Source organism: Geodermatophilus sabuli (genome assembly GCF_010686765.1).
In the GTDB taxonomy this organism is placed as follows: Bacteria; Actinomycetota; Actinomycetes; order Mycobacteriales; family Geodermatophilaceae; genus Geodermatophilus; species Geodermatophilus sabuli_A.
Genome location: NZ_JAAGWF010000003.1, coordinates 141,752 through 166,382, shown reverse-complemented (window position 1 = coordinate 166,382; position 24,631 = coordinate 141,752). Strand labels below are relative to the sequence as shown.

The 24,631-nt window shown below is 72.6% G+C and carries 28 protein-coding genes; 12 read left to right on the top strand and 16 right to left on the bottom strand.

Translation table 11 applies throughout. From position 1 onward, the window contains the following. The first annotated feature begins 169 nt into the window (after positions 1-169). The gene (locus tag GCU56_RS02580; protein ID WP_163479939.1) at positions 170-832 is read left to right on the top strand and encodes a TetR/AcrR family transcriptional regulator; all 663 of its coding nucleotides are present in this window, start codon (positions 170-172) and stop codon (positions 830-832) included. Positions 833-1,207: 375 nt separating this feature from the next. Here GCU56_RS02580 and GCU56_RS25830 read toward each other — a convergent pair whose 3' ends face one another. Continuing rightward, on the bottom strand, positions 1,208-1,531 hold the full coding sequence (locus GCU56_RS25830; RefSeq protein WP_440588725.1) for a tyrosine-type recombinase/integrase: 324 nt from the start codon (positions 1,529-1,531) through the stop codon (positions 1,208-1,210). 357 nt (positions 1,532-1,888) lie between these two features. On the opposite strand from GCU56_RS25830, the gene GCU56_RS02570 reads away from it, so the two are divergent. Next, positions 1,889-3,184, top strand: a complete 1,296-nt coding sequence (locus GCU56_RS02570) for a hypothetical protein (RefSeq protein ID WP_163479937.1) — start codon at positions 1,889-1,891, stop codon at positions 3,182-3,184. Between the two features lie 48 nt (positions 3,185-3,232). On the opposite strand, the gene GCU56_RS02565 is transcribed toward GCU56_RS02570, so the two are convergent. Further along, entirely contained in the window at positions 3,233-3,583 is a 351-nt protein-coding gene (locus GCU56_RS02565) for a DUF1980 domain-containing protein (RefSeq protein WP_163479936.1), read from the bottom strand. A 10-nt stretch (positions 3,584-3,593) separates the two neighbouring features. Beyond that, a complete protein-coding gene (locus tag GCU56_RS02560; RefSeq protein ID WP_204331322.1) occupies positions 3,594-3,785 on the bottom strand; it encodes a hypothetical protein in 192 nt (63 codons plus the stop codon). A 316-nt stretch (positions 3,786-4,101) separates the two neighbouring features. On the opposite strand from GCU56_RS02560, the gene GCU56_RS02555 reads away from it, so the two are divergent. Beyond that, positions 4,102-4,263, top strand: a complete 162-nt coding sequence (locus GCU56_RS02555) for a hypothetical protein (protein ID WP_163479935.1) — start codon at positions 4,102-4,104, stop codon at positions 4,261-4,263. 265 nt (positions 4,264-4,528) lie between these two features. Here GCU56_RS02555 and GCU56_RS02550 read toward each other — a convergent pair whose 3' ends face one another. The 3 genes from GCU56_RS02550 to GCU56_RS02540 all read right to left on the bottom strand — a co-directional run bounded on the left by GCU56_RS02550 (position 4,529) and on the right by GCU56_RS02540 (position 7,981). After that, positions 4,529-5,134: a dihydrofolate reductase family protein gene (locus GCU56_RS02550; protein WP_163479934.1), complete on the bottom strand. Its 606-nt coding sequence runs from the start codon at positions 5,132-5,134 to the stop codon at positions 4,529-4,531. Positions 5,135-5,277: 143 nt separating this feature from the next. Further along, the gene (locus GCU56_RS02545) at positions 5,278-6,066 is read right to left on the bottom strand and encodes an alpha/beta fold hydrolase (RefSeq protein WP_163479933.1); all 789 of its coding nucleotides are present in this window, start codon (positions 6,064-6,066) and stop codon (positions 5,278-5,280) included. Positions 6,067-6,265: 199 nt separating this feature from the next. Beyond that, positions 6,266-7,981, bottom strand: a complete 1,716-nt coding sequence (locus tag GCU56_RS02540; RefSeq protein ID WP_163479932.1) for a SpoIIE family protein phosphatase — start codon at positions 7,979-7,981, stop codon at positions 6,266-6,268. A gap of 87 nt (positions 7,982-8,068) precedes the next feature. Between GCU56_RS02540 and GCU56_RS02535 the strand changes: the two genes are divergently transcribed. Further along, complete coding sequence (locus tag GCU56_RS02535; RefSeq protein ID WP_163479931.1) at positions 8,069-8,464, top strand: ArsR/SmtB family transcription factor; 396 nt, start codon at positions 8,069-8,071, stop codon at positions 8,462-8,464. Between the two features lie 418 nt (positions 8,465-8,882). Here the strand turns inward: GCU56_RS02535 and GCU56_RS02525 are convergent, their stop codons facing one another. Continuing rightward, on the bottom strand, positions 8,883-9,869 hold the full coding sequence (locus GCU56_RS02525) for a sensor histidine kinase (RefSeq protein WP_345771595.1): 987 nt from the start codon (positions 9,867-9,869) through the stop codon (positions 8,883-8,885). Positions 9,870-10,180: 311 nt separating this feature from the next. Here GCU56_RS02525 and GCU56_RS02520 point away from each other — a divergent pair, with 311 nt between their 5' ends. From GCU56_RS02520 to GCU56_RS02510, 3 genes are all read left to right on the top strand, one after another. Continuing rightward, a complete protein-coding gene (locus GCU56_RS02520) occupies positions 10,181-10,435 on the top strand; it encodes a proline racemase family protein (protein WP_163479930.1) in 255 nt (84 codons plus the stop codon). A 203-nt stretch (positions 10,436-10,638) separates the two neighbouring features. Then, entirely contained in the window at positions 10,639-11,760 is a 1,122-nt protein-coding gene (locus GCU56_RS02515; protein ID WP_163479929.1) for a serine hydrolase domain-containing protein, read from the top strand. Continuing rightward, positions 11,757-12,398 carry a dihydrofolate reductase family protein gene (locus GCU56_RS02510; protein ID WP_163479928.1) on the top strand — a complete coding sequence of 214 codons (642 nt, stop codon included), beginning with the start codon at positions 11,757-11,759 and terminating at the stop codon, positions 12,396-12,398. Before GCU56_RS02515 ends, GCU56_RS02510 begins: the two co-directional genes overlap by 4 nt. 28 nt (positions 12,399-12,426) lie before the next feature. Here the strand turns inward: GCU56_RS02510 and GCU56_RS02505 are convergent, their stop codons facing one another. Further along, on the bottom strand, positions 12,427-12,792 hold the full coding sequence (locus tag GCU56_RS02505; protein ID WP_163479927.1) for a YciI family protein: 366 nt from the start codon (positions 12,790-12,792) through the stop codon (positions 12,427-12,429). Between the two features lie 327 nt (positions 12,793-13,119). On the opposite strand from GCU56_RS02505, the gene GCU56_RS02500 reads away from it, so the two are divergent. Together GCU56_RS02500 and GCU56_RS02495 are read left to right on the top strand one after the other, a co-directional pair. Next, the gene (locus GCU56_RS02500; protein ID WP_204331321.1) at positions 13,120-13,560 is read left to right on the top strand and encodes a VOC family protein; all 441 of its coding nucleotides are present in this window, start codon (positions 13,120-13,122) and stop codon (positions 13,558-13,560) included. Between the two features lie 549 nt (positions 13,561-14,109). Next, on the top strand, positions 14,110-14,661 hold the full coding sequence (locus tag GCU56_RS02495) for a hypothetical protein (RefSeq protein WP_163479926.1): 552 nt from the start codon (positions 14,110-14,112) through the stop codon (positions 14,659-14,661). Between the two features lie 70 nt (positions 14,662-14,731). Here GCU56_RS02495 and GCU56_RS02490 read toward each other — a convergent pair whose 3' ends face one another. Next, the gene (locus tag GCU56_RS02490; RefSeq protein ID WP_163479925.1) at positions 14,732-15,157 is read right to left on the bottom strand and encodes an SRPBCC family protein; all 426 of its coding nucleotides are present in this window, start codon (positions 15,155-15,157) and stop codon (positions 14,732-14,734) included. A 44-nt stretch (positions 15,158-15,201) separates the two neighbouring features. After that, entirely contained in the window at positions 15,202-15,927 is a 726-nt protein-coding gene (locus GCU56_RS02485; protein ID WP_163479924.1) for a M15 family metallopeptidase, read from the bottom strand. 88 nt (positions 15,928-16,015) lie between these two features. Here GCU56_RS02485 and GCU56_RS02480 point away from each other — a divergent pair, with 88 nt between their 5' ends. Together GCU56_RS02480 and GCU56_RS02475 are read left to right on the top strand one after the other, a co-directional pair. Further along, entirely contained in the window at positions 16,016-16,711 is a 696-nt protein-coding gene (locus tag GCU56_RS02480) for a response regulator transcription factor (RefSeq protein ID WP_163479923.1), read from the top strand. Beyond that, a complete protein-coding gene (locus GCU56_RS02475; protein ID WP_163479922.1) occupies positions 16,704-17,819 on the top strand; it encodes an ATP-binding protein in 1,116 nt (371 codons plus the stop codon). The genes GCU56_RS02480 and GCU56_RS02475 overlap by 8 nt, the downstream gene beginning before the upstream one ends. A gap of 190 nt (positions 17,820-18,009) precedes the next feature. On the opposite strand, the gene GCU56_RS02470 is transcribed toward GCU56_RS02475, so the two are convergent. From GCU56_RS02470 to GCU56_RS02445, 6 genes are all read right to left on the bottom strand, one after another. Continuing rightward, positions 18,010-18,327: a hypothetical protein gene (locus GCU56_RS02470; protein ID WP_239521648.1), complete on the bottom strand. Its 318-nt coding sequence runs from the start codon at positions 18,325-18,327 to the stop codon at positions 18,010-18,012. Next, positions 18,320-19,504, bottom strand: coding sequence for a CaiB/BaiF CoA transferase family protein (locus GCU56_RS02465; protein WP_163479921.1), 1,185 nt, complete (start codon positions 19,502-19,504; stop codon positions 18,320-18,322). Before GCU56_RS02465 ends, GCU56_RS02470 begins: the two co-directional genes overlap by 8 nt. Before the next feature lie 151 nt (positions 19,505-19,655). Then, the gene (locus GCU56_RS02460) at positions 19,656-20,639 is read right to left on the bottom strand and encodes an ABC transporter substrate-binding protein (RefSeq protein ID WP_163479920.1); all 984 of its coding nucleotides are present in this window, start codon (positions 20,637-20,639) and stop codon (positions 19,656-19,658) included. Between the two features lie 166 nt (positions 20,640-20,805). Further along, positions 20,806-22,218: a vanillate/3-O-methylgallate O-demethylase gene (ligM, locus tag GCU56_RS02455; RefSeq protein WP_163479919.1), complete on the bottom strand. Its 1,413-nt coding sequence runs from the start codon at positions 22,216-22,218 to the stop codon at positions 20,806-20,808. An 80-nt stretch (positions 22,219-22,298) separates the two neighbouring features. After that, positions 22,299-22,673 carry a hypothetical protein gene (locus GCU56_RS02450; RefSeq protein ID WP_163479918.1) on the bottom strand — a complete coding sequence of 125 codons (375 nt, stop codon included), beginning with the start codon at positions 22,671-22,673 and terminating at the stop codon, positions 22,299-22,301. Next, positions 22,670-23,533 carry an extradiol ring-cleavage dioxygenase gene (locus GCU56_RS02445; RefSeq protein WP_163479917.1) on the bottom strand — a complete coding sequence of 288 codons (864 nt, stop codon included), beginning with the start codon at positions 23,531-23,533 and terminating at the stop codon, positions 22,670-22,672. Before GCU56_RS02445 ends, GCU56_RS02450 begins: the two co-directional genes overlap by 4 nt. 234 nt (positions 23,534-23,767) lie before the next feature. On the opposite strand from GCU56_RS02445, the gene GCU56_RS02440 reads away from it, so the two are divergent. Continuing rightward, on the top strand, positions 23,768-24,562 hold the full coding sequence (locus GCU56_RS02440; protein WP_163479916.1) for an IclR family transcriptional regulator: 795 nt from the start codon (positions 23,768-23,770) through the stop codon (positions 24,560-24,562). The last annotated feature ends 69 nt before the right edge of the window (positions 24,563-24,631 follow it).

Here is a 24,631-nt window from a genome sequence, read left to right as displayed (position 1 = left end):
CGCAGCGGACGAGCACCGTCCGCGAACCGGAGCGGGCACTACGCTCTGGACCAGAAATGTAGTGCGGGTCACGTCACCGCTTGCATCACGAACAGCTATGCCTCAGAGCGACGTCGCCGATACCTCGCCAGAGGTCGCGTCAGCCGGCGTACCAGGCACGATGAACGGCATGCCCACGACGCCCGCGGCCGTGCAGGCGCTCGCCGTCCGCCCTCCGCAGCAGCGCCGTTCCCGCGAGCGGTGGGCGCAGATCCTCGACGCCGGCGTCGCGCTTCTCGAGGAGGGCGGGTACGAGGCGTTCACCATCGCCGCGGTGTGCGAGCGGGCCTCTGTCCCGCCTCGAGCGATCTACGCCCGGACTGCGAGCAAGGACGCCCTGTTCCTCGCCGTGTACGAGCACGGGATGGCGCGGGTCCGTACGGACCAGGACGTGCTGGCGGACGTCGAGGGCTGGTCGCACCTCGTCGGCCGGGACCGGATCCGTCGGGCCGTCTCTGCCGTGGCCAGCGTCTTCGCCACGCACGCCGCTTTCCTGCGTGCGGTGGTCCTCGTGTCGGGGGCCCATCCGGAGGTGGCCGAGCGCGGCCGTGTCTACGCGGATGAGCTCACCGATGCCTTCGCCGCCGTGGTCCTGCCCCTCGGGTCCGAGCTCCGGTCGGACGACGCAGAGACTGCAGTGCGCGCGTCCTTCTCGACCGTCTTCGCCGCGCTGGTGATGCGCACGGCCTACGGTCCGACCTTCGCCTGGGGCGGCCTCGAGGAGCACGCGTTCGTCCGGCATCTCGGTGACATCGTGGCCGACCACCTGTTGGGCGCTCCGTCAGGGACGTGAGCTCGGACGACCCCACACGGGATGGCATGACCCTCCGAGACGCCGTCACGCTCAGCGATGGCCTTTCGGGCAAGGGAGGGGCCACATCCGTGCTGGTCGATACGGCGATCCTTGACCACCATTTTGACCACCATTGCACCCTGTTCGGGCTGATCCGCCACCGTTCACCGTCGTTTCGTATGCCGCCTGACCTGGGCAGATGGACTCCGGCGAACGACCGCGGACCCGCGGCCGACGGCTGGGGGTCAAGGGGTCGCAGGTTCAAATCCTGTCAGCCCGACAGCGAGACCGCAGGTCAGAGGCGGGTCGGCCCTGGTGGCCGACCCGCCTCCTGCATGACTACAGCAACGCGTACAGCAACGCGTACAGCAACGGTCACCAGCGGAGTGCCTGGTCGAGCCGGCCGGCTGCCTCGCGCTGGTGGGCGGGGCCGACGTGGCTGTGGATGTCGGCCGTGATGGCGGACGACGAGTGACCGAGGTGCTCCTGGACGACCTCGGTGTGGGTGCCGGCCGCCAGCAGGAAGCTCGCCGCGGAGTGCCGGAGGGTGTGCAGCGTGACGCCGGTGAGACCGGCGCGGTCTGCGAGCACCTCGAAGCGCCGCAGGACGTTGCGGGGCTCGAGCGGTGTGCCGATCTCGGTGGGTGGAGACCAGGCCGTGCTCCGGCCGTGCTCCGGCGGCCGCGCGTCGTTCGTCATCCTGCTGCTGTCGACACGCTCGGAGCGCCGCGACCGCCGAACGTGGGAGTGGCACGGTCCTCCGGGATCTGTCGGTCTCTGGCTCGTCGAGCTGCAGTCCCTGGGCGTCCGGGCGAGGGTCCAGCGGACCCGCGACAGCCCGGCGTCGAGGTCGACGTCGGACCAGTGCAGCCCCAGCGCCTCGCCGCGGCGGAGCCCGGTGGCCAGCATCACCCGGAACAGGGTCTCCAGGCCTGTCGCCCTGAATCGCCTCGAGTCGCGCCAGTGCCTGCTCCGCGGTTGCTGCGCGCACCGGCTCGACGCCAGGGTCTGAGGTCACGGGGGCGTCAGGTGCGGTGGCGCGGGTAGACGACGCTCGTGCGCCTGCCCGGTCCCTCGGACCTCCTCGACCTGCCCTGGACGCTCGCCGACTCCGTCCGCAGCCTCAGCGCGGCACTGCCGCGCGCCGAGACCCTGCTGCCCCTGGCCGACGACGTCCTGCGCCGCACCCGCTCCCTGCTCGACGGCGCCGGGCCCGCGGTGGCCCGGGCGGCGGCGGTGGGGCCCGAGGCGGTCGAGGTGGCGGCCGACGTCGTGCGGCGCGTCGCCGCGGTCGCGACGCCGGAGCGGGTCGCGACCCTGGGCGCCCTCGTCGACCGGCTCGGCGCCGCGCTGGCGCCGGAGCGGGTCGAGGCGGTCACCCGCGCCGTGGACACGCTGCGGTCGCGCGCCGACGTCGTGCCACGCGTCCTCGATGCCTTCGACGGCCTGCTGTCCTCGGGGCGGCTGGACCGGCTCGGCGACGGGCTCGACCGGCTGCTGGCCGCCGACCTGCTGCCCCGCGTCGACCGGTTGCTGGACCACCTGGCCGACGAGCGCGTGGAGCGCGCCCTCGGCCTGGCCGGGGACGACCGGGTCGTGCGGGCCCTGGAGCTCGTCACCGGCGACCGGGTCGACCGGACCCTCGACGTCCTCACCGACGAACGGGTCGACCGGACCCTGGACCTGCTGACCGGTGACCGGGTCCAGCAGGCGCTCGACCTGGCCGCCGACGAGCGCGTGCGCACGCTGCTGGACCTCGCGGCCGACGAGCGCGTCCTGCACCTGCTGGACCGGCTCGACGCCCTGCTCGCCGCCGACCGCGTCCCGCGCCTGGTGGACCGGGCCGGCGCCCTGCTCGACGACGAGCGGCTGTCGCGGGTCGGCACCCGGCTGGACCGGGTGCTGTCCGACGAGAACCTCGACCGCACCGAGGAACTGCTCGAGAGCGGGCAGCCGGCCACGGCCCTGGGCCTGCTGACCCGGCTCGACCGCGAGCTCACCGACGACGCGGCTCGCGCGCTGGGCACGCTGCTCGAGCGCCTGCCCGCGCTGCTCAGCGAGGAGAGGGTCGCCGCCCTGGCCGCGCTCACCGACCAGGTGCCGCGGCTGCTGGGCGGACTGGAATCCGGCTCCCTCCCGCGCACCGCCGACCTGGGGCGGGTGCCGACCGACCTGCACGCGATCCTCGAACTCATCGACGACCTCCACCAGGTGGTGTCGGGCCTGCCCGGTGCCGGACGCGCCCGCGACCGCGGCGACGACCCGCACCCGCAGGTCGAGAGCCCGCGGCCGCCCGACGACGACGCGCCCAACCGGGACGCGGAGTCGCCCCGGACACCGACGGAGGGCTAGAGCGAGTTCCACGCGGCGGGCTGCCCCCCGCCGGGGAGCGACGTCCTGTCAGGCACGGGATGCCCGCACGCACTGAGCCCGTCGCGCGACGGTGAAGGCGCCCAGCGCGGGAGGTGCGACGAGGAACATGACGGCCACCGGTAGGAGGAGCAGCCACGCCACACGAGGCGTGGTCCCGTGCTCGTGGTCGTGCGCTGACGGCGCGGGGCGGGCCGACCTGGTCGTGGCGTGCCCACGTGTCAGCCCGAGCACGCCGAGAGCGAGGAGGAGGACTCCGGCCCCGAGCAGGAACGGCCGGAAACCGGGCCGCACGTAGGCCAGGTGTGCATCGGTGACCGACACGACCACCGTGACCGCGCCGAGCAGGACGAGTAGGCCGACGTGAGTCAGTCGGTCCACGAGGGGCTCCTCACCACACGACCCAGGCGACCGCCAGAGCGGCGGGCACCGCCACGGCGAAGGTCACCGGAGCGAACCGCACCGCGAATCGCCGTCCGAAGGTCCCTGACTGCAGCGCGATCAGGTTGACGTCGACCACCGGCCCGACGACGAGGAACACCAGCCGCGACGTGAGGCTGGACGAGGTCAGGCTCGCCGCCACGAAGGCGTCGGCCTCCGAGCAGATCGCCAGGAGTACGGCCAGGACCGCCAGGACGATGACGGACAGACGGTCGAACCGGGTGCCGTCCGTCCGTGCGTGTCGTGAGCGACGACTCCGACGGCCTGACACCCCCGGCCGCACCGAGACACGCGGGGAAGAGGTCTCTCCCTGCCATCGACGCGGTCGAGCGCATCAGCGCCGTGCGATGGCTCGCCAGCCGGTCAGAGTCAGCACAGTGGCCGGCGCGGTGAGGGCGGCCACGACCCAGGCCCAACGACACTGGGGCCACGCCCGACTGACTCCTAGCCTGCTCCACATGGCCGGCAAGCCGATCCGATGTCGCGTCGGGCTCCATGCCTTCGTCGTGGAGCATCCGCATGAGGAGCGACCGCAGGGGCCCGACGCCAAGGTCTGTCGCCTCTGCGGCAAGCGCACCGGACCAGGCGTCTTCGGGCTGCCGCCGGTGGTGGGCGGCTAGCGCCCACATCGACGTGTGACCCACGGGCCGCCCTCGGAGCGAGCTGGGGGTGGGTGCCGCCGAGCGGCCGAACTCGTTGGAGCCGTGGTCGGAGTACCGGCTGCGGTCCGATGACCTGGCGGGCGCGGACGAGGACGCTGAGCGTCACCGCAACCGGGTGCACAGGACCATGCAGGCGCTGGCCGACATGGCGGAGAGGCGCGAGACCAGGTCGACGGCCCGAACTCCTCCGACGGCTGCAGCGACACCGTCGGACGGGGCGACGTCACGCAGGGGCGCTGAGCGGCGGGTGCTCGAGCACGCGGGGCTTGTACTCGACCAGCAGGATGCGGCCGTCGAAGGTGCGCTGCTCGATCATCTCGAGGGCGACGTCCGGATAGCCGTCGTAGATGCGTTCCTCGCCCGTGGCCCCGGTGATCACCGGGAACATCCCGACCCGGAAGCGGTCGACGAGTCCGGCCCGGAGCAGGGACCGGCACAGGCTGAGGCTGCCGATCGTGCTGAGGACTCCCGAGCCACTCGACTTCATGGCGCGGACCGCCTCCACGGCGTCGTCGCGGACGAGCGTGGAGTTGGCCCACGTCAGTGGCTCCTCGAGTGAGGAGGAGAACACCACCTTGGGCGCTCGCGTGAGCTCGTCGACGGACGCCTCTTCCTCGGGCCTGAACTCGTCCTGGCCAGCCGGGACCTCGCCGGCGGCGAACCCCGACATCAGGCGGTAGGTGTTCGCTCCCATCAGGTAGGTGACCTCGGGCTGCTCGCCGAGCCAGGCGAGGTACTCCGGGCCCTCGAGGCCCCAGAAGCCGGGCCATCCCTCTCCCGATGCGTAGCCGTCGAGAGAGGTGATGAAGTCGACGAGAAGCTCCGACATGGCGGGGTCCTTTCCTCGGATGTCAGGAGCTCGGACCGGCCGGGAGCCACGAACTCATCGGTCGCGCTGGGGGGTGACGAGGGGAGCCATGACGCTGCACCGTCCCGGGTCCTCGACGCGCGGGCGCAGCGCTCGACCCAGCACTACGGCTGCGGCGAGGTCGACTCCTCCTGGGCCCGCCGGATCGGGGCCACGGTCGGCACCGGTTCGTTGGTCAGGAAGTCCAGGACGAGCGCGTTCACCAGGTGCGGCTTCTCCTGGGTGAGGAAGTGCGACGTCCCGGGGACGACGGCGAGCTCCGCGCCCGGGATCGCGTCGAACATGGCCACCGCGTGCTCGAGCGTCACCAGGTCGTCGTCGGAGAACATGACCAGGGAGCGGGCGCGGATCTTCCCCAGTTCGGCGATGTCCACGTGCGGCTCGTTCTCCATCAGCTCGCCGATCTTCGCGACGACGACCGGGAAGTGCGCCTCGCCGTCCGGTGACACCTCGCCGTAGGCGGTGCCGAGGAACTGCACCACCTCGTCGACGTCGAACTCCACGTCCGGCGCGGCCTCGCCGGACTTGTCGAACCCACCGCTGATCAGGACCAGCCGGTTCACCAGGTCGGGGCGCTGGATCGCGACGAGCATCGCGACGAAGGCGCCGTCGCTGTGCCCGACCAGGTCCGACGGCCCGCCGACGACCTGGTCGAGGAAGGCGATCGTGTCGTCGGTCATCAGCTGGTAGGTGATCGGCCCCTCCACGTCGGCCGTGTGCCCGTGCCCCCGCCGCTCGGGGGTGTAGACGTGAAACCGCTCGGCCAGCGGCTCCAGGTTCGGCTCGAAGAAGCGGGCGTCCACCAGGCCGCCGTGCAGCAGCACCAGCGGTTCGCCGTCCCCGTGCTCCTCGTACCAGGTGGTCACCGGTCCCGTCCGCACGTACGAAGCCATGTCCGCTCCCTCGGTCGACCGACTGCACGGCGACGTCGACCCTCCCGCGGGGGAGCGGAGCGCGGAACCCGTCCGCGCCCCCCGACGCAGGACGCAGCCCGAAACGTCCCCCGGTCACCGCCGCGACCCGAGGCGGACGCCGCAGGCCGTCGAGCTGCGCAGGAGGGGCCGGGTCCGGAGACGTCCGGAGGACGTGGCGTCAGGGGCCGGCCGGGTCAGGTCTCGCGGTCGCCGGAACGCTGAGCGCGCCGGCCTCGTCCGGGCGCGGCCGGTCCTGGCGGTGCAGGCGGATGGCGACCAGGGCCACGTCGTCTTCGGGCCTGGTCTGCACCAGTCGGCTGATGAGTTGGTCGCACAGCTCGTCCAGGGGCCGGTCCGCGAGCTCCGCGGCGGCTGTGCGGAGGCGATCCATGCCGCCGTCCAGATCGGAGTCTCGGCGTTCGATGAGGCCGTCGGTGTAGAGCAGCACGGTGGTGTCGCGGTCGAGGACGATGACGGAGTCGCTGCGCTGTGCCGTGTGGTCGACTCCGAGCATCAGGTCACCGCGCCAGGTGGCCGGCTCGGCGATCGTCCCGTCGGGATGGATGACCAGCGGCGGGGGATGGCCGGCGCTGGCCCACCGCATCCGGGTGGTGCCGCGCTCGAGTTCGGACGTCGTCTGCTCGAAGCGCGCGAGAGCGGCGGTGGCGTAGGTGTGCAACTGCAGCTGGGTCATCGCGGCGTCGAGCTGGGAGAGCAACTGGGCTGGTCCGGCATCGCCGGTGACGGCGATGCCGCGGAGCATGCTGCGCAGCTGGCCCATGGACGCGGCCGCCGCCGTGTCGTGCCCGACGACGTCGCCGATGACCAAGGTGGTGGCGCCATCGGGCTGCACGAAGGCGTCGTACCAGTCGCCGCCGACGCGGGCGGCCTCGGCGGCGGGCAGGTAGCGCACGACGATGTGCGCGTGATCGGGCTCCGGAGGTGCGGTGAGCATGCTCCGTTGCAGTTCCTCGGCGAGCCGGCGTTGCTGCTCGTACAGCCGGGCGTTGTCCAGGGCGAGCCCGGTCCGATCCGCGACCTCGCCAGCGGTCGCGAGGTCGGCGGCTTCCGGCGAACGGTGCTTGTCGTAGCCCAGGGTCAGGGCCCCCAGCACCCGGTCCCGGCCACGGATCGGCAGGACCGTCATCGCGCCGGGGGTCAACGCCTGCAGCGCCACCCGGGCGGCGCCGGCCGCCACGGTGCGCACTGCCGAACCGGTCAGCTGCGCGGCGGAGACGGTGACCGGGGCGCCGGTGGTCACGGCCCGCAGCACCGGCGCCGTCGTCGGGGACGACTCCTGCGCGGCGGAGGCGTAGCGACGGACGAGGGGGGTCTTCGCCCGCTCGACGTGCCAGCCGCCGACATCCCGGAGGCTGCCGTCCTCGCCGAGCACGGTCACCGTCGCCCAGCTGGCCAGGGCGGGCACCAGGAGACGGGGGATGCGTGCCACGGCCGCCGGGGCATGCAACGTGGAGACCAGTTCGTCGCTGACCCGCGCCAGCAGGGCCAGCCGCTCGACGGCCTGGCGGCGAGCGGTGACCTCGGAGAAGTACAGCCACAGCCCGTGCGGCGTGGGGACTGCCTGCACCTCGAACCACCGGTTCAGCGGCTCTGGGTAGAAGGCGTCCACGATCTGGGGCACCCCGGTGGTCACCGCTTCCCGGTAGGCGCGGCCGAACTCGTTGTCCACGTTGGCGGGGAAGGCGTCCCAGTAGGACCGGTCGAGGAGCTCGGTCCGCGAGTACCCGACCATCGTCTCTGCCGCGGCGTTGACGTAGCGGACCGTCCACTGGCCGTCGAGCTCCATCAGCCCGATCGGCATCGTCTCCAGGGTCTGGGCCTCGGCGAGATCCCCGTCCCCGGATCCGTCGTCGGTGCGCCACCAGCGCGCCATCGCACCTCTTCACTCGAACGAAGCATGTTGCCGACTTGATGAGTTTATCAAGCGAGCCGGACTCGTCCCCTCGGTAGGATCGAGGCCATGCCGTTCACTCCCGGTCGCCCGCTGGCCGAGGCCAAGGCAGACCTGTTCAAGGCGTTGGGTCATCCGGCCCGCATCCGGGTGCTGGAGCTCCTCGCCGACGGTGAGCGGACCGTCGGCCAGCTGGCCTCGGGGACCGGACTGGAGTTGTCGCACCTCTCCCAGCAGGTCTCGGTCCTGCGCAAGGCGGGCATCGTCGGGAGCCGCCGCGTGGGCAACAACGTGATCTGCTGCCTCGCTGACCCGCAGACGGCAGAGTTGCTCGCCGTCGCCCGCCGACTGCTGACCGCCAACCTGCGGCAGGGTCAGGCGCTCCTCGAGGCGCTGGACGGCGCGCAGGACGCCGTCGCGCAGGCGGACACCACGCGCGCGATCCCGAGCCCGTCCAGGCAGTGAAGGGGACAGGCGACCCTCCTGCCGGTCCACGCCGTCGCTGAGGCACAGCGGGCGGGAAACGTCTCCCGCCGACTCCCGCCGGCCCGTGGTGATCAGCTGCTGGGGATGACTGACTCGGGCCCGAGCGGGTGCCGGAGCGGTTCTCGGCCCGGTCGGGTCCGTTCCTGGCGTCGAGCCGGCGACGGTCTGCCGTGACGTGGTACGTGTACCCGTCGGCTCGGGTCATGACGTCGTCGGGGTCGTCCTCCGGTCGGCCGATCGCGCCGCCGATGCTGATGCCGATGGGCAGGGGACCGGCTGGTGTGGTCAGGGGCGTGCTCATCTGGTCCTCGATGCGGCGGGTCAGCGCTTCGAGGGTCGTGTCGTCGGCTCGGGGGAGCATGACGAACTCGTCGCCGGCGGGACGCGAGGTCCCAGGTCAGGACCAGTGCGTGCTCAACCGGACACTGGCGCCGTGCTCGTCGCGGCGCAGGGCCACGTGGTCGCAGAGCTGACGGGCCAGCCACAGACCCATCCCCCCAGCGGACAGGTCCTCTCCGTGCGCGGGTCCGTACCCGGCGAAGGGATCGGTTGGACCGGTCCCGGCGTCGCGGATCGTGCAGACCAGCGTGCCGGGCGCAGTCCACAGTCGCAGGCTCACGGGTCGGCGGCCATGGCGGGCGCCGTTGGACGTCATCTCGTCGACGGCCAGCAGGAAGTCCTGGACGAGGTCCGGTGGTCCGTCGACGCCGGTGAGGAGGGCGCGGACGGCGCGGCGCAGGCCGATGAAGTCGTCGACGTCGTCGGCGGCGAGCGCCGGCGGCGTGCGCTCCAGCGGCTCGTCGGGCACTGGCAGGGTCGTCAGGTAGGTCGCCGGGTCGACGAAGCCGGGATTCGTCGCCCGACCGGTGGCGGTGACCAGGTGCGGATGGGTGTCGCGGGCAGTGGCCAGCACCGCGTCGGGCAGTGCCGTGTTGAACACGCACAGCCCCCAGATCGGTGAGGCCGCGAACGCGGAGTTGATCACCGCTTCGTACCGTTGCCACTCGGTCCGGTCCGCCGTGGTGGTGCCGAAGTCGACCTCGCCGACCACACGGACCCGCCGGCCGGCGCCGGCCTGCTCGCCCAGCGCGCGGAAGGTGGTGATGGCGGTCGGGGTTCGTGCGCGGTAGAGAGCGTGCCGCTCCAGCACCAGCACCAACGGGTCATGGCCGACCGCGTCGCAGAGGACCTCGGTGACCTCGGGACCGACGGCGATGACGGCGCCGTCGCCGGCGGCCAGGCCCTCGAGGAGGAACGGGGCGGCGACGGTGGCCAGGTCCTCGGGTGAGTCGTAGATCAGCGCGTCGTGCACGAAGGCGGGCGCGTGGCGCGCCGTGCCGTCATCCTCGCGCTGCTCGGTGCTGTTCCTGGGACGCACTCCCACGCCGTTTCCCCCTGTACGCCGTCGCGTCAGCGTCCCACCGTCCCATCGTGCGCAGTTCGGCTACCTGCGCCGCGGTCACGCCGCTCGACAGCGACGGCATCCTGTCATGCGCCGCATCCGCAGCAGCGCAGCTCCAGCCGTCCCGGGCGGTGCTGCCACGTGCACGTGCGTGCTCGATGCCGTGGGAACCGCCGCGAGCACCGCCGTGTGGCACGGTTCGCTGGTGCTGCCCTCGTCGATCCGCACCACCGACCACCACACCGGCGGTAGCCGTTCCGGATCGTCGCCGAACCCCCGGTGGCGTCTCGGGGATGACGGTCGCCGAGCGCAGGGGGCGGGCGATCGAGGACCCGGACGTGCAGGCCCTGCGGGCCGTGCTGTGCTCGGAGCCGCGTGACCACGCCGACATGTACGGCGGCTTCGTCGTCCCGCCCGATGACGCCGGCGCCCCTCTGGGCGTGGTGTCCTGGCACGAGGACGGCGCCTCCACCGCCTGCGGCCACGGCACCATCGCGCTCGGCGTGTGGGCTGTCGAGACCGGCCGGGTGGCCGCTCCGCGGGGGTGACCGGGCGACAGCCCCGCGTGCTGCACCGTCCCCGTCTCCGTGCCCTCGTCGCTGGCCCGCACCTGCCTGCTCGCGCGAGGGTCGGGCACCCTTCGCCACGGTCACCGGCATGGTCTGATCACGGGCATGCCCCTGCACCCGAGCCCAGGGATCGACGTCGCGACAGCTCCGCTCCCGAGCCGGCGGACGGGGGAGCGGGCGTGATGGACCGCGGCGCTCTCGACGAGGCCGTCGAGCGCATCGCTGCCCGGCACGGCACGCGGCACGTCGGGCTGGTGGTGGGTGCGGTGACCTCCGAGGGCGCGCGGTTCGTCGTGCCGGTCGGGCGGGTTCGCGCGCCTGACGGCCCGCCACCCCGCGCGGACAGCCTGTTCGAGATCGGCTCGGTCACCAAGGTGTTCACCGCGTTGCTGCTGGCCGTGGCCGTGACGCGCGGCGAGCTGTCGCTGGACACGCCGGTCGCTGACCTGTTGCCGGAGGTGGTCGTCCCGACTCGGGACGGCGTGGCGATCACCGTCGAGCACCTGGCGACCCACACCGCGGGGCTGCCCAACAACCCGATGCCGCTCGCGGCTGCGATCAGGGCCCAGTGGAAGGCCCGGAACGGCGACCCGTGGGAGGCGTTCGACCGCGCCGCCCTGCTGACCGCGCTGGCCGGGACCACGCTGCGCCGCACGCCCGGCACCGGCCGGATCGCCTACTCCAACCTCGGTGCCGGCGTGCTCGGCCACGCGCTGGTCGCTGCGGCCGCCACCCGCGACTTCGGCGAGCTCGTGCGCTCGCGGATCTGCGATCCGCTCGGGATGGCGGACACCGTGCTCCTGCCCGACCGCGAGCAGTCCGAGCGCGAGGCCGTCGGCCACCGCAGCCGCCGCCGGACCACCGGCCACTGGCGGGTCGCCGGCCTGCCCGGCGCTGGTGCGCTGCGCTCCACCGCCACCGACGTGCTCACCTTCCTGCAGGCCCAGCTGCGCCCGGAGGACACCCCGCTCGGACCGGCGATCGCACTCACCCACCCGGAGCGCCGCCCCGGCTCGCGACTCGGCATCGGGCTGGGCTGGCTGCGGGTGCCGATGAGGGGCGGCCGCGTCCTGCTCTGGCACAACGGCGGCACCGGCGGCTTCCGCGCGTTCGCCGGATTCGTGCCGGCCGCCGGTGTGGGCGTGGTCGCCCTGGCCAACGACGTGCGCAGCGTCGACCGGGTCGGCTTCGACCTGCTCACCGCGCTGAGCGGCCAGCCCATGGGCGACCGGACCGATGAGAGCCGGGGCCGGCGGGGGTCTCCACCCGCGGACGGCAGCCGAGCAGACGGAGCGAGCAGATGACACGGACCCGCATCCACAACCTCTCCATGTCGCTGGACGGGTTCGCCACCGGTGAGGGCCAGGCCCTGGACACCCCCATGGGCCACGCCGGCCACCGGCTGCACGAGTGGATGATCGCCACCCGTTTCGGCGCCCCGATCCTGGGACGCAGCGGCGGCACCGCCGGCATCGACGACGCGGTCGCCCAGCAGCACGAGCCGGGCATCGGCGCCGAGATCATGGGCGCGGGCAAGTTCGGCCCCCCGGGCTGGCAGGACGACGCCGACTGGAGAGGGTGGTGGGGCCCGAACCCGCCGTTCCACACCCCGACCTTCGTGCTCACACACCGGCCACGGTCGCCGATCGAGATGGCCGGCGGGACGACGTTCCACTTCCTGGACGCGTCCCCGGCCGAGGCCCTGGACGTCGCGCGCGAGGCGGCAGCCGGCCGGGACGTGCGCATCGGCGGCGGCCCGACCGTCGCCCGCGACTTCATCGCGGCGGGGCTCGTCGACCACGTCCACCTGGTCCAGGTGCCGATCGTGCTCGGCCGCGGGGTGCGGCTGTGGGACGGCCTCGAAGCCCTGGAGGCGGACTACGACATCGAGGCGGTCTCGACGCCCAGCGGCGTCACCCACCTCACCTTCACGAGGTCGTGACCGCGGGGATCGTCCTGCCTCGACGTCCTCAGGCCGGGACCTCCTGAAACGCGCGGACCTCGATCCGGGCGCCGAGGGCCTGGGATGCCTTCGCGGCCCAGGCGATGGCGGCCTCCCGGTCCGTCGCCTCCACCACCCAGAGGCCTCCGAGGTACTCCGGCGCCTGCGTGTAGGGCCCGTCTGCCACTACGAGGTCGCCGCGTGTGTGGTCGACGGTGACCGCCGTGGACGGCGGGTGCAGTCCACCCGCGAAGACGAGGGCGCCGGACGCCGCCAGCTCCTCGAGGAAGGCACCAGCCACTGCCAGCGTGGCCTCCAGCTCGGCGGGGTCCATCGACGCCATCGTGGGCTCCTCGGCGGAGTCGTGCGGCATGGACAGCAGGTACTGCGTCACGGTGGTCCTCCGGGCTCGTCACGGCGGCCCGTCCGGCCGCGCTCACGACCGGATGACCCCGTGCGCCGCCGGATCTCATCGGTCGGGGCCGGGCAGGGCGGACGGCAGAGCCATGCCTGCCCCCGGCGCCCAGTGCGGCGCTGCACGACTCAGTGGAGGGCCCGTCGATCGTGCGATCCCCTCCGGTGGCGTGAGTGCCGGGGCTCGAGCGCCGGACGCCGGTCCCTGGAACTCGGCGGCTGCCCGGTGTCGAGAACGCGGCGCCGGCTCCGTCCCGGGGACATCAGTGGCCGACGACAGGCCGCGCGAGGACGAGGGAGGACCACCATGGCGATCCAGCGGATGGACCACGTCAGCGTCGTCGTCGACGACCTCGAGGCCGCCACGGCGTTCTTCTCCGAGCTCGGGATGGCGCTGGAGGGTCAGGCGCCGATCGAGGGACGCTCGGTGGACCGCGTCAACGGGCTCGACGGCGTCCGGGTGGACATCGCGATGATGCGCACCCCGGACGGACACGGCCGGCTCGAGCTGACCGAGTTCCACTCCCCGGAGGTGGTCCGCCCCGAGCCGGAGAACGCACTGGGGAACACGCTGGGCCTGCGCAGCGTCATGTTCGCCGTCGACGACCTCGAGGCCACGGTCGCCGGCCTGCGAGCCCACGGCGCGGAACTCGTCGGAGAGGTGGCGCAGTTCGAGGAGGGCTACCGGCTCTGCTACGTGCGGGGGCCCGCCGGGATCATCGTCGCGCTGGCCGAGCAGCTCGGCTGACGGCCCGCCGCGGCCGAGCTGCGACCCCACCGGAGCCATCCGCTGGGACCGACCGGGCGCCACCGCGGAAAGGAACGACCGTGCCGCATGTCGGGAGGGCGACCGTGGGTATCCCGGACGTCGCAGGGGCCACGGCCCGAACCCAGGGCTGCCAGCTCTGCAGGACCCGCGACCGGTCGCGGGGTGGGGGAAGGGCCGTGGACGAGCGAGTCTCCTGGGAGGTCTGCCCCGGCTGCGGGCGGACGGCGGCAGTGGGCTGGATCGACGACCAGCCGGTCGAGTTCGAGTGCACGGCAGGGTGTCACCTGACCGCGGCACAGTCCCGGACCCTCGCGCATCGGCGACAGCCCCCGTCGGGCTGGCTCACCCGTCCCTAGCTGCTGCCGTCGCAGTCCCCGGTCGACCGGGGAGCGACCCGGGCGCCTGGCAGCAACCGGACCGGAGCGGACTCACGGCGAGCGGCACGGCCTGGTCACAGCTGCGCCACAGGTGCGCCCCCGACCCTGGCCGGATCGGTCGCAGCAGACCGACCCGGACCGAGGAGCGCACGTGCGGAAGAAGCTGATCATCGCCACGACGGCCGGGGTGCTGGCCCTGGGCGGCGGCCTGGTGTGGGCCGTGCCGGCGCTGGCGGGCCCGGACTCGTCCACCACGCGGGAGGACCGCATCCGGGACGCTCTGGCGGGCCTGGTGGAGGACGGGTCCCTCACCGGGGCGCAGGCCGACGCGGTCGCCTCGACGCTCGCCGAGTCCGGTCTCGGTGGCGGCCGCGGCGGTCACGGTGGCGGTGGCCGGCTCGACCTGTCGGCCGCCGCGACGGCGCTCGGCATGACCGAGGAGGAGCTGCGGGACGCCCTCGAGGTCGACGACACGTCGCTGGCCGACGTCGCCGAGGAGCAGGGCGTGCAGGTCGACACCCTGGTCGACGCCCTCGTCGAGGAGCAGCGGGCGCGGATCGCGCAGGCCGTCGAGGACGGCGACCTCAGCCAGGAGGAGGCCGACCAGCGGCTGGCCGACCTGGAGGAGCGGGTCGCCCAGCGGGTGGACAGCGACGACTGGGGTCACCACGGCCGCGGCGGCGGTCGGGACACCGACGACTGAGCCGTCCCGCGAGGGCGGCGTCCGCAGGCGATCGAGCGGTGGTCCGTGCGCACTCGCGCACGGCCGGACGTCACACCCGTCCCTCGCTCCTGGCCTTGATCCCCTCGGCCTCGGCGGTCAGGTAGCGCTCGGTGAGGCGGCGGTAGAACCGTCCCATCACCACGCCCACGGGCCCGGCCTGCTCCACCGTCAGCGTCACGCGCGTGCCACCGACGCCCAGGTCCTCGAGCAGGTGCGCAGCGGTGGTCCGGACGCCGGGGCCGGTGGCCACCCAGGTGAACGACCGGCTCGGCTCGAGGGTGGTCACCACGTACTCGGTCGGGGGGATCCGTGGCTGCTCCACCCGGACCCGGGACCCGACGGCGAGCGGCCCGTCGTCGAGCCGCCGTGCCGAGGTCACCGTCGGCGCCCACTCCGGCCACCGCTCGACCTCGCGCAGCACCTCCCACACCTGCTCGACCGGGGCCTCGACGTCGATCCTGGTGCTCTGCTCCACCCGGTCATCCTGCTCCGGTCCTGCCGGTGGACCACCCCTCCCGGTCACTGCTGCAACCGGGGATCGTGCGTGGGGTCGGCGTACGGGGCGGGACAACCGTCTTCGGCGGCTCCCGGGCGCAGCTCGTAGTGCCACGGCTCGTTGCCGTAGACCTGACACAGCCCGTACTCGGCGCCGTGCTCGCTCAGCCACGCCGTGGCATCGGCGGGCCCGATGTCCACGGCGTCCCCCGTCACGTGCGCCGACGTCTCCGCCGTGGCGACCCATCGGGCAGCTTCCTCCGCCGAGCCGTACTCGGCGACCGCCTCGCGGAGCAGGTGCTCCTGGTACGCCGGGGAACGCCAGCCGCTGGTGACGGAGAACTCGACGCCGTCGTGCGCGGCAGCTGTCGCGGCCTCGCGGACGGCGCTCAGCAGATCGGGGTCGAGATCGGCCACGGCCGGGAACCGACCGTCGAAGACCGTCACGCCGTCAGGGACGACGCCGTCGTCGACCGTCACGCCGTCGGTGACGGCCCAGCCGGTGCCGTCCGGTGGGGGAGGAGGCAGACCGGGAGCTGGGCGTGCCCGGTCACCGGGGCCCGGGGCGTCCGCCGCTCGCCCGTCCCCGTGCGGGGCGCCGCCGGGTGAGGCCGCCGAGAGGACCGGGGTTGCCACCGCCTGGTACCCGAGGGCGAGGCCGATGACCGCGGCGACGGCCAGGGCCAGGACGACGGCGATGGTCGATCTTGCACGCCGGGCTGTCGTTCGTACCTGCTCGCTGGAGGACATGCCCCCAGCCAAGGCAGGGTCGTGTCGTCAGCCCGTATGCCGTTCTCGATATGCCGGCGATACGCACCGGCTCTCTAGCCTCGCGGGCATGCGCGTGCTGATCGTCGAGGACGAACCCTGGCTGGGCGAGGCCATCCGCGACGGGCTGGCCCTGGAGGCGATCGCGGCCGACCTCGCCGGTGACGGGGACACCGCTCTGGAGTTGCTGGGCATCAACGCCTACGACATCGCCGTGCTCGACCGCGACGTCCCGGGCCCCTCCGGTGACGAGATCGCCACCCGCATCGTCGCGTCCGGCAGCGGCATGCCGATCCTGATGCTCACGGCTGCCGACCGGCTCGACGACAAGGCGTCGGGCTTCGGACTGGGGGCCGACGACTACCTCACCAAGCCGTTCGAGCTCCGGGAGCTCGTGCTCCGGCTGCGAGCGCTCGACCGCAGGCGCGCGCACAGCAGGCCGCCCGTCCGGGAGATCGCCGGTCTGCGGCTGGACCCGTTCCGCCGCGAGGTCTACCGCGACGGCCGGTACGTCGCGCTGACCCGGAAGCAGTTCGCCGTCCTCGAGGTCCTCGTCGCCGCCGAAGGCGGTGTCGTCAGTGCCGAGGAGCTGCTGGAACGCGCGTGGGACGAGAACGCCGACCCCTTCACCAACGCCGTGCGCATCACCATCTCGGCGCTGCGCAAACGCCTCGGTGAACCGGGGATCATCGCCACCCTGGCCGGCGTCGGGTACCGCATCGACACCCCACCCGGGCCCGGACGCGAGGGAGGCGGCCGTGGATAGAGCGCCTGGTCCGAGCGTCCGGCTCAAACTCACCCTGAGCTACGCCGGCTTCCTCCTGCTCGCCGGTGCCCTGCTCCTCGCGGTCGTGTGGGTGTTCCTGCTGCGCTACGTACCCGACGGCGTGTTCGTCACCCCCGACGCACCCGGGGGCCGTCCCGGCGTCTTCGTCCCCAACCGGTCGGACCTCCAGCGCGCCTTCACGCCGCGGGCGACCGCGGCGCTGGGGTTCCTGCTGGTGCTCGGTCTCGTGGGCGGGTGGTTCCTGGCCGGCCGGGTCCTCGCTCCGCTGACCCGCATCACGGACGCCACCCGTCTGGCCGCGACCGGGTCGCTCTCCCACCGGGTCGCGCTGCCGGGCCGCGGCGACGAGTTCCGCGAGCTCGCCGACGCCTTCGACGGGATGCTCGCGCGACTCGAGGCACACGTCGCCGGACAGCAACGGTTCGCCGCCAACGCCTCCCACGAGCTGCGCACCCCACTGGCGATCACCCAGACCCTGCTCGACGTCGCCCGCGAGGACCCGGACCGCGACCCGCGGGAGCTCGTCGACCGCCTCCACGACGTCAACGCCCGAGCGATCGAGCTGACCGAGGCGTTGCTGCTGCTCAGTCGCGCCGACCACCGGCCCTCCACGCGGGCACGGGTCGACCTGTCCCTCGTCGCGGAGGAGGCCACCGAGACCCTCCTGCCCTTCGCGGAGCGGCGCGGCGTCACCCTCCACACCTCCGGCGACACCACCGCCACCAGCGGCTCACCTGCGCTCCTGCTGCAGCTGGCCACGAACCTCGTCCACAACGCGATCGTCCACAACCTGCCCGACGGCGGCACCGTCTGGGTCACGACGAGCGCTCGTCCCGGGACCGCCGTGCTCACCGTCGAGAACACCGGCGAGGAGATCACGCCCCAGGTGGTCGCCACGCTCGCCGAGCCCTTCCAGCGCGGCACCGGACGCACCCGCACCGACCACGCCGGCGTGGGTCTCGGTCTGGCGATCGTCCAGAGCATCGCCGGAGCGCACGACGGATCCCTCACCCTCACCGCCCGCCCCGCCGGGGGCCTCCGCGTCACGGTGCAGCTGCCCGCCGCACCCCCGCGGACCGGTCCCTGACGACCGGAGGACTGTCGGCACCGCCCACGTGGCCCACCGCGCTGCGCGGTCGGGCGCAGCGGTCGTCACGACGAGCGCGTCCGCGCGGATCCTCCGACGCAGCTCCGGTGTCCCTCCCCGCCGGACTCCGAGTCGCGGCGGGTGGGCAGGACGTCGGGGAGGTGGGGGTCGGGTGCCACCGAGCGGTTGTTCAGGTCGACGGACAGGAAGACGTCGCGGCCGACCGGGTGGCGGATCTCCTCGGCGAGCTGGCCGAGAGGCCGGCGGTGCGCGCCAGCAGGGCGAAGGCGCGCAGCAGCGGGAGCGGTAGCCCGAGGTCGGCCAGCGCGGCGCCGCAGACGCCGGCGCCGTTGAGCGGCAGGGTGCGGTCCAGCACCTGCGGGTGGACCCGTCCGATGGCGGCGAACAGCGACAAGTGGGGGCCGTACAGGCCCTCCTCCGCCGCGATCGAGAGCAGCCGCGGGGTCCGCAGGTCGATCTGCTGCCGGGCCTCGGTCGCCTCAGCCACGGTCGGCCTCCCGCGGTGTCGAGAGCCAGGCTCGGACGTCGGCGCCGTGCTCGTCGAGCGCGGGCGGAGGGAGCCGGTAGCTCGGTGGCGTCCGGGACAGCCGGATCGGGTTGCGCACCGTCGGTACGACGTCGTCGCCGACGTCGACGACCGGCTCGAGACCGAGGTCCTCGGCGAGTTGGATGCCGCCGGCGACGGTGTTGATCGGCCCGCAGGGCAGCCCGGCGTCGGTGAGGATGCCGAACCAGTCCTGCGCGCTCTTCGTCGACAGCGCGTCGAGCAGCAGCGGGCGCAGCCGCTCGCGGTTGTCGTTGCGCTTGCCGACGGTGTCGAAGTGCGGGTCGGTGGCCAGTTCGGGGCGGCCGATCGCGGCGGCGAGCCTGCGGAACTGGCCGTCGTTGCCGGCGACCACGATCAGCTCCCCGTCGCCGGTCCGGAGCGGCTCGTAGGGGAAGAGGCTCAGGTGGGCGTTGCCCATCCGGGTCGGGACGACGCCGCCGGCGACGTAGGCAGAGGTCTGGTTGACCAGCGTGGACAGGGCGGTGGACAGCAGGTTCGTCTCGACGTGCTGACCCGCGCCGGTGAGGTCGCGGTGGTGCAGCGCGGCGAGGATGCCGATGACCGAGTGCAGGCCGGTCATCACGTCGAAGACCGAGATGCCGGCGCGGAAGGGTGGCCCGTCCGCGGCGCCGGTGAGGCTCATCAGCCCGGACATGCCCTGCACCAGCAGGTCGTAGCCGGGCAGCTTCGCGCCACCGGCGGCGCCGAATCCGCTGATCGAGCAGTAGATGACCGATTCGTTGCGGGCTCGGACGGCGTCGAAGTCGAGCCCGAAGCGGGCCAGGCCGCCGGGCTTGAAGTTCTGGATCATGATGTCGGCCCGGGCCGACAGCTCGTGCGCGACCTGCAGGTCGTCGGGGTCCTCCAGATCGAGGGCGATGGACCGCTTGTTCCGGTTGACCGCCAGGTAGTAGGTACCCACGCCGTCGCGGACGGGGGGCACCCAGCCACGGGTGTCGTCGCCGTCGGGACCCTCGACCTTGATCACCTCGGCGCCCAGGTCGGCCAGCAGCATGGTGGCGTAGGGGCCCGCGAGCACCCGGGAGAAGTCAGCCACGACGAGGCCGGCCAGAGGTCCTGTTGCGGAGCTGACGCAGGTTGCGTCGGTCGATGTCATCGTCATGCCTTCCTGCGGTACTGGGTGCGTGTGTGCGGCCGAGGGGGAGGGACGGTCGGCGGACGCGGTGACCCACGTCCGGACCGTCGATCGACGGTGGTGCACGGACCGAGGCGCGTCCGGAGCTCCCCCGGACACGCCTCGGTCGCGACTACTCCAGGACGAGCGAGTCCAGGTCGACTTCGTCGAGGTCCGGCGGCCCGTAGCTGCGGGTCAGTTCCTGCACCGTCTCCAGACCGCTCACGTCGATGTCGTCCGACCACGTCGACAGTCCGATCCGGTCCACGATCCCCGGTGGGATCTGCGTGAACGTCGGGATGGCGGCGCGTGCCTCGTCGGGGTTGCTGTTGGAGTACTCGTTCGCCTCCGTGATCGCCCTGTCGAAGCGAGCCAGCACGTCCTCGTTCTCGCTGGCATGTGGGTCGGTCGAGATCCAGTGACCGGTGGGGAGGCTGGGCGCCGCGGCATAGAAGGCGTCGAAGATGGCCCGGCCCTCACCGGAGGAGGTGACCTGCGTGTAGAACGGCTCGGACGCCGAGATGACGTCCACGTTCCCGGTGGCCAGCGCGGCCGGCTGGTCCGGCGGCGGGATCTCCACGAACTCGACCGACCCCGGGTCCACGCCGGCCTTCTCCAGCGCCGCCGAGATGGTGACCTCGAGGATGTTGCCGACGGTGTTGACCGCGATCTTCTTCCCCGCCAGGTCCTCGATGCCCTGGATCGGACTGTCGGCCGCCACCACCATCGGCTGGCCGGTCATGGCGTCCGCGGAGTCCGGACCGACGGTTCCCGGGGCGACGATCCTGATCGGGAGTCCCTGCGCGGCGGCGATGATGGTGCCGGGCGTGGAAGACCAGCCCACGTCGACCTCACCAGCGCTGAGCGCGGTGATCACCTGGGCGCCGCCGCCCTGCTCCACGGGCTCGATGCTGAGGCCCTCCTCCTCGAAGAAGCCCTGCTCGATGCCCACGTAGAGGGGCGCGAGGTTGGCGATGGGGAACACGGCCACCCTGAGGGTGACGACGCCGGAGGAGTCCGTCGCCGAGGGCTCGTCGTCGGACCCGCATCCGACGAGCAGTGAAGCGGCCACCGCGGCGAGCGCCGCGCTGACCGTGGGACGAGGGAGTTGTCGCATCGCTTTCTCCTTGTCGAAGAGGTTCAGGGGTGGGGCGGCGGGGTCGACGACCGAGGACGTGCGGTGACCAGTGCTCGGGACGTCGCCGTCGGCGCCCGGATCGATCAGGTGGACGCGCCGGGGATCGGGCACTCAGTCGATCCGTCGTCCCGCGGCCCGTACGGGCTCAGAGGACGGTGGTGGAGCTCCGCCAGCCGCCCTGGTACTCGGAGCGCACGACGGAGGAGTACGGCGACGGGCTGACCACCACGCGCACCGTGGTCTGCTCGTGGCGCTCGACGTTGAGCTTGCGCGTTCCGCCGTCGGGTTCGCCCCAGACGAGCTCCAGCTCCGCGCCGTCGGGGACGTCGCGGTCCACCACGCCCGTGGAGAGGACCTGGCGCTCGTTGTAGGACAGAGCGACGTTGAGGAGGGAGAGCCCGACCAGCGTGCCGGCTCCGTCGAGCACGCTGTCGTACTGCGACTGTCCGTAGTTGCCCAGGGGGAGTTCGAGGTACTTGAACTGCGGCCCGTCGACGTTCACGACCGAGCCGAGGATGCGGGTCACGTCCTCGGCGTTCCATGCGAAGGTGACCTTGCGGCGGAACGTCTCGGGGTCGTGTGCCTCGAGCGCGTCACGGCCGATGAAGTCGTGGTCGAACTTGACGAAGGAGCCGTACCGGAGGTCCCACGGGGTGAGGTAGTAGTCCTCGACCGCCCCAGGGGCGTACGAACCAGCGAGTGGCAGGCGCCCTTCGTAGCCGTCGGCGGGCAGCCACTCGCGGTAGTCGCGCATCCGGTCGCCGGTGTAGACAGCCGGCAGAGGCGACGGGATCCAGCCGGACTCGACGGCCGAGGTGGGGTAGGCGCGGGCGCCGACCGGGACGATGCCGAACTCCTGCCCGGCCTCCAGGATCGACTCCCGGACCTGCAGGTAGGACTCGTAGGGTCCCCAGATCTCCAGTCCGGGCGCGCCGGCCATCCCGTGGCGCAGGGACCGGGCGCGCACCCCGGCGATGTCGATCCAGGCCTCGCGGAAGAACTTGATCTCCTCGACCGGACCGCCGTTGACCTCCTCGATGACCTCCCAGGCCCGCGGCCCCTGGATCTGCATCCGCCAGTACCGTCGCGAGATCTGCCGGCCGAGCGGGTACTCGAAGGAGCGCCGGTCGACGTCGACGTCGACGTCGTAGCCACCCTTCTCGGCCCTGAACAGCAGCCAGTTCGCCGCGGGGGAGCGGCCGACGTACATGAAGTCGTCGTCGCCCTCCCGGTGCATGATGCCGTCGCCGATGACGTGCCCGTCGTGGTTGACGGCGACGTACTGCTTGGCCGAGTCCACGGGGAAGCTGGGGGTGGTCACCGACGTCTCGCTGATCAGCCGGTGCGCATCACGGCCCCGGATGTACAGGGCGTCCATGTGGTGGGTCTGGTCGAACAGCACGACGCCCTGGCGCCAGGCCAGCGACTCGTCCCGCCAGTTGTGGAACTCCGGCTGGACGACGGGGTGGGACACGTACGGCGGAGCCGTGGAGTTGCGCAGCATCCCGACGACGTCGCCGTGCTGGTCGATCCGGTCCTGCAGGGTCTGGGGGGTCATGTGGTCCTCTGCTCCTCGGGTGGGGACGTCGGCGCCGTGCCGGGACGCCGGTGTGCTGTGGGTGGGCGGACAGACGCCGGTCAGGGCCGGATGTCGGGGTAGGTCCTGCCGCGCCAGTGCGCGAGGTCGGCCGCGAACTCCCGCTGGTAGGACAGGGGACCGCTCGTGGCCTCGTAGTCCTTCTCGTGCATCCCGACGAAGACCTGCAGGGTCGGGAACCAGTGCGCGCCCAGTTCGAAGAGCGCGACGTGGTCGTGCTCCTCGAGCGCTCGGCGCTCCTCGTCGGTGAAGGCGAGCCAGGTGGTGCGTTCGACCGTCGCGTTCTTGTCGAGCCACCGGCCGTGGTCTTCCTCCCACCGCGCGAGCGCGGCGACGGGGTCGGCCTTGTACGCGGCCAGCAGTTCCGGTGAACGGTCCGCCTGGAAGAGGAACTTGTTCACGTAGTACCTGCTCACCGCGGGTCCCCCTGCGGGTACCAGGTGAAGAACGCCTCGGTCGTCTGGAAGAGCTCGAGGTGATCGGCGTGGTGGGCCTTCCCGCGCCCGGCCACGCCGAGCATCAGGACGAGGTCGAGGAAGCCGTCCGTGGCGTTCCCGGCAGCCTCGAGGACCTGTGGCGTGACGTTCTCGAGGATGGCGTCGATGTCCCCGTCGGCCAGCCACTCGACCGCCCGACGGTCGAACTCGAGGTCCGGGGCGGTCTCCTGGAACTGGCGCGGGCCGCCGATCTCCAAGGAGAGGTGGCCGGTGCCGATCACCGCGACCCGCTGGTCGCCGGGATACGCCTCGATGACGTCCCGGATCGCCTGGCCGAGGGCGTAGAAGCGGGCGGGGCGGGCCAGCGGCGGCGCGAAGATGTTGGTGTAGATCGGCACGATGGGCAGGTCGCCCTCCGGCCGCACCGCGAGGATCGCGCACGTGATCGAGTGGTCGAGCTTGAGCTCGTGGCTCACGGCGAAGTCGAAGCCCCGGTCCATGAGGCCCTGCAGCAGGTGTCCCGAGAGGTCCTCGTGGCCGTCCAGCACGAAGGTCGGCAGCCCGAAGTACCGCTCCTCGTTGTGCCAGGTGGCGTCGTACCTGGGCTGCTTGCCGATCAGGAAGGTCGGGTAGTTGTCGTAGAACAACTGGTGGAAGTGGTCGGCGCCCACCATGACCAGGAGGTCCGGCCGGGCGGCGGTGAGGGTCTCGCGGTACGCCTCGACCTTCCGCTTCCACTCGGCCGCCTCCGGACGTCGCCTCTCCGGCGGCGTCAGTTCGGTCTCCCGGTAGAAGAACGGATGGTGCGTGGTGGCCAGGACGGCACTGACGACTGCCACGGTCTCCTCTTCTCGTGAACTCGCTGCTCGAGCAGAGGGGCCCGTTGGTCGGGGAACGGTCAGGGCTCACCCCTCGTCAGGGAGCCGGTCTGCCCAGGGCCTCGAGCGATCCGCCGGCGGGTTGCCGGACGGCGTGAGCATCGGTGGTGCGGCTCACATGGCGTGAGGCACAATCCCAATCAATGGCCCAGAACCTCTCGGCTCGACCGAACGGGTCGCTCCCCGTGTCGTCCGATGACGCCGTCTGAGCCACCTGTCCGGCGCGGTCGTCGCCCGCCGCACGGGGACCCGGTCCTGGACCGCGGACTCGCGCTGCTCGGCGCCTTCGACCGGGACCATCCCCGGCTGACCCTGCTGGACCTGAGCCGACGTAGCGGGATCCCCAAGAGCTCCGCCGCCCGCCTGGCGGGCCGGCTCGTCGGCTGGGGCGCTCTCGAGCGCGACGAGCAGGGGCGGTTCACCGTGGGACTGCGCCTCCTGGGAGTTGCTTCCCTGGCCCCGAGGGGGCAGGGCCTGCGAGAGATCGCGCTGCCCTTCATGGGCGATCTCGCCGAGGCGGTCCACCAGCACGTCCTGCTCGTCGTCCGGGACGGCGAGCACGGCGTCCTCGTGGACCGGATCTCGTCGCACCGGGCCCTCACGCCGCTGTACCACACCGGCGATCGGCTACCGCTGCACTCGACCGGCGGTGGCCTGGTCCTCCTGGCCTACGCCCCGTGGGAGGTGCAGGAGGCACTGCTGGCTCGTGACCTCGTCCAGGAGCCGGAGATGCTGCCCATCTCCTCCGCGGCGTTACGGCGGACACTCGCCGCGGTGCGGAGGAACCGGGTGGCCGTCTTCCGGCGTGACGAGCCGGTTCCGCTGGTGTCCGTCGCCGCCCCGATCGTGGCATCGGCCGACCGGGTGATCGCCGCGCTGTCCGTCGTGGTGCCCGAGCAGAGGACCGATGCGCGGCGCCTGAGTGGCGCGGTGATGACGGCCGCGGGAGGCATCTCCCGGGTGCTGTCGGAACGGGGCCACGCCGGCTGAGAGCCCCGGGCCGCTGCGCCAGGGGCGGTCTCGCCACCATGGGACCACCACCAGCAGGAGCGGATCCTC

Excerpts from the sequence above, each read along its gene's own strand:
- GCU56_RS02485 (WP_163479924.1), bottom strand. The coding sequence starts at position 15,927 with ATGTCCTCCAGCGAGCAGGTACGAACGACAGCCCGGCGTGCAAGATCG.
- GCU56_RS25830 (WP_440588725.1), bottom strand. The coding sequence starts at position 1,531 with ATGACGAACGACGCGCGGCCGCCGGAGCACGGCCGGAGCACGGCCTGG.
- GCU56_RS02515 (WP_163479929.1), top strand. The coding sequence starts at position 10,639 with ATGGACCGCGGCGCTCTCGACGAGGCCGTCGAGCGCATCGCTGCCCGG.
- ligM (WP_163479919.1), bottom strand. The coding sequence starts at position 22,218 with ATGACCCCCCAGACCCTGCAGGACCGGATCGACCAGCACGGCGACGTC.
- GCU56_RS02500 (WP_204331321.1), top strand. The coding sequence starts at position 13,120 with ATGGCGATCCAGCGGATGGACCACGTCAGCGTCGTCGTCGACGACCTC.
- GCU56_RS02520 (WP_163479930.1), top strand. The coding sequence starts at position 10,181 with ATGACGGTCGCCGAGCGCAGGGGGCGGGCGATCGAGGACCCGGACGTG.
- GCU56_RS02480 (WP_163479923.1), top strand. The coding sequence starts at position 16,016 with ATGCGCGTGCTGATCGTCGAGGACGAACCCTGGCTGGGCGAGGCCATC.
- GCU56_RS02545 (WP_163479933.1), bottom strand. The coding sequence starts at position 6,066 with ATGGCTTCGTACGTGCGGACGGGACCGGTGACCACCTGGTACGAGGAG.
- GCU56_RS02440 (WP_163479916.1), top strand. The coding sequence starts at position 23,768 with ATGACGCCGTCTGAGCCACCTGTCCGGCGCGGTCGTCGCCCGCCGCAC.
- GCU56_RS02550 (WP_163479934.1), bottom strand. The coding sequence starts at position 5,134 with ATGTCGGAGCTTCTCGTCGACTTCATCACCTCTCTCGACGGCTACGCA.
- GCU56_RS02580 (WP_163479939.1), top strand. The coding sequence starts at position 170 with ATGCCCACGACGCCCGCGGCCGTGCAGGCGCTCGCCGTCCGCCCTCCG.
- GCU56_RS02535 (WP_163479931.1), top strand. The coding sequence starts at position 8,069 with ATGCCGTTCACTCCCGGTCGCCCGCTGGCCGAGGCCAAGGCAGACCTG.
- GCU56_RS02460 (WP_163479920.1), bottom strand. The coding sequence starts at position 20,639 with ATGCGACAACTCCCTCGTCCCACGGTCAGCGCGGCGCTCGCCGCGGTG.
- GCU56_RS02555 (WP_163479935.1), top strand. The coding sequence starts at position 4,102 with ATGGCCGGCAAGCCGATCCGATGTCGCGTCGGGCTCCATGCCTTCGTC.
- GCU56_RS02510 (WP_163479928.1), top strand. The coding sequence starts at position 11,757 with ATGACACGGACCCGCATCCACAACCTCTCCATGTCGCTGGACGGGTTC.
- GCU56_RS02465 (WP_163479921.1), bottom strand. The coding sequence starts at position 19,504 with ATGACATCGACCGACGCAACCTGCGTCAGCTCCGCAACAGGACCTCTG.
- GCU56_RS02540 (WP_163479932.1), bottom strand. The coding sequence starts at position 7,981 with ATGGCGCGCTGGTGGCGCACCGACGACGGATCCGGGGACGGGGATCTC.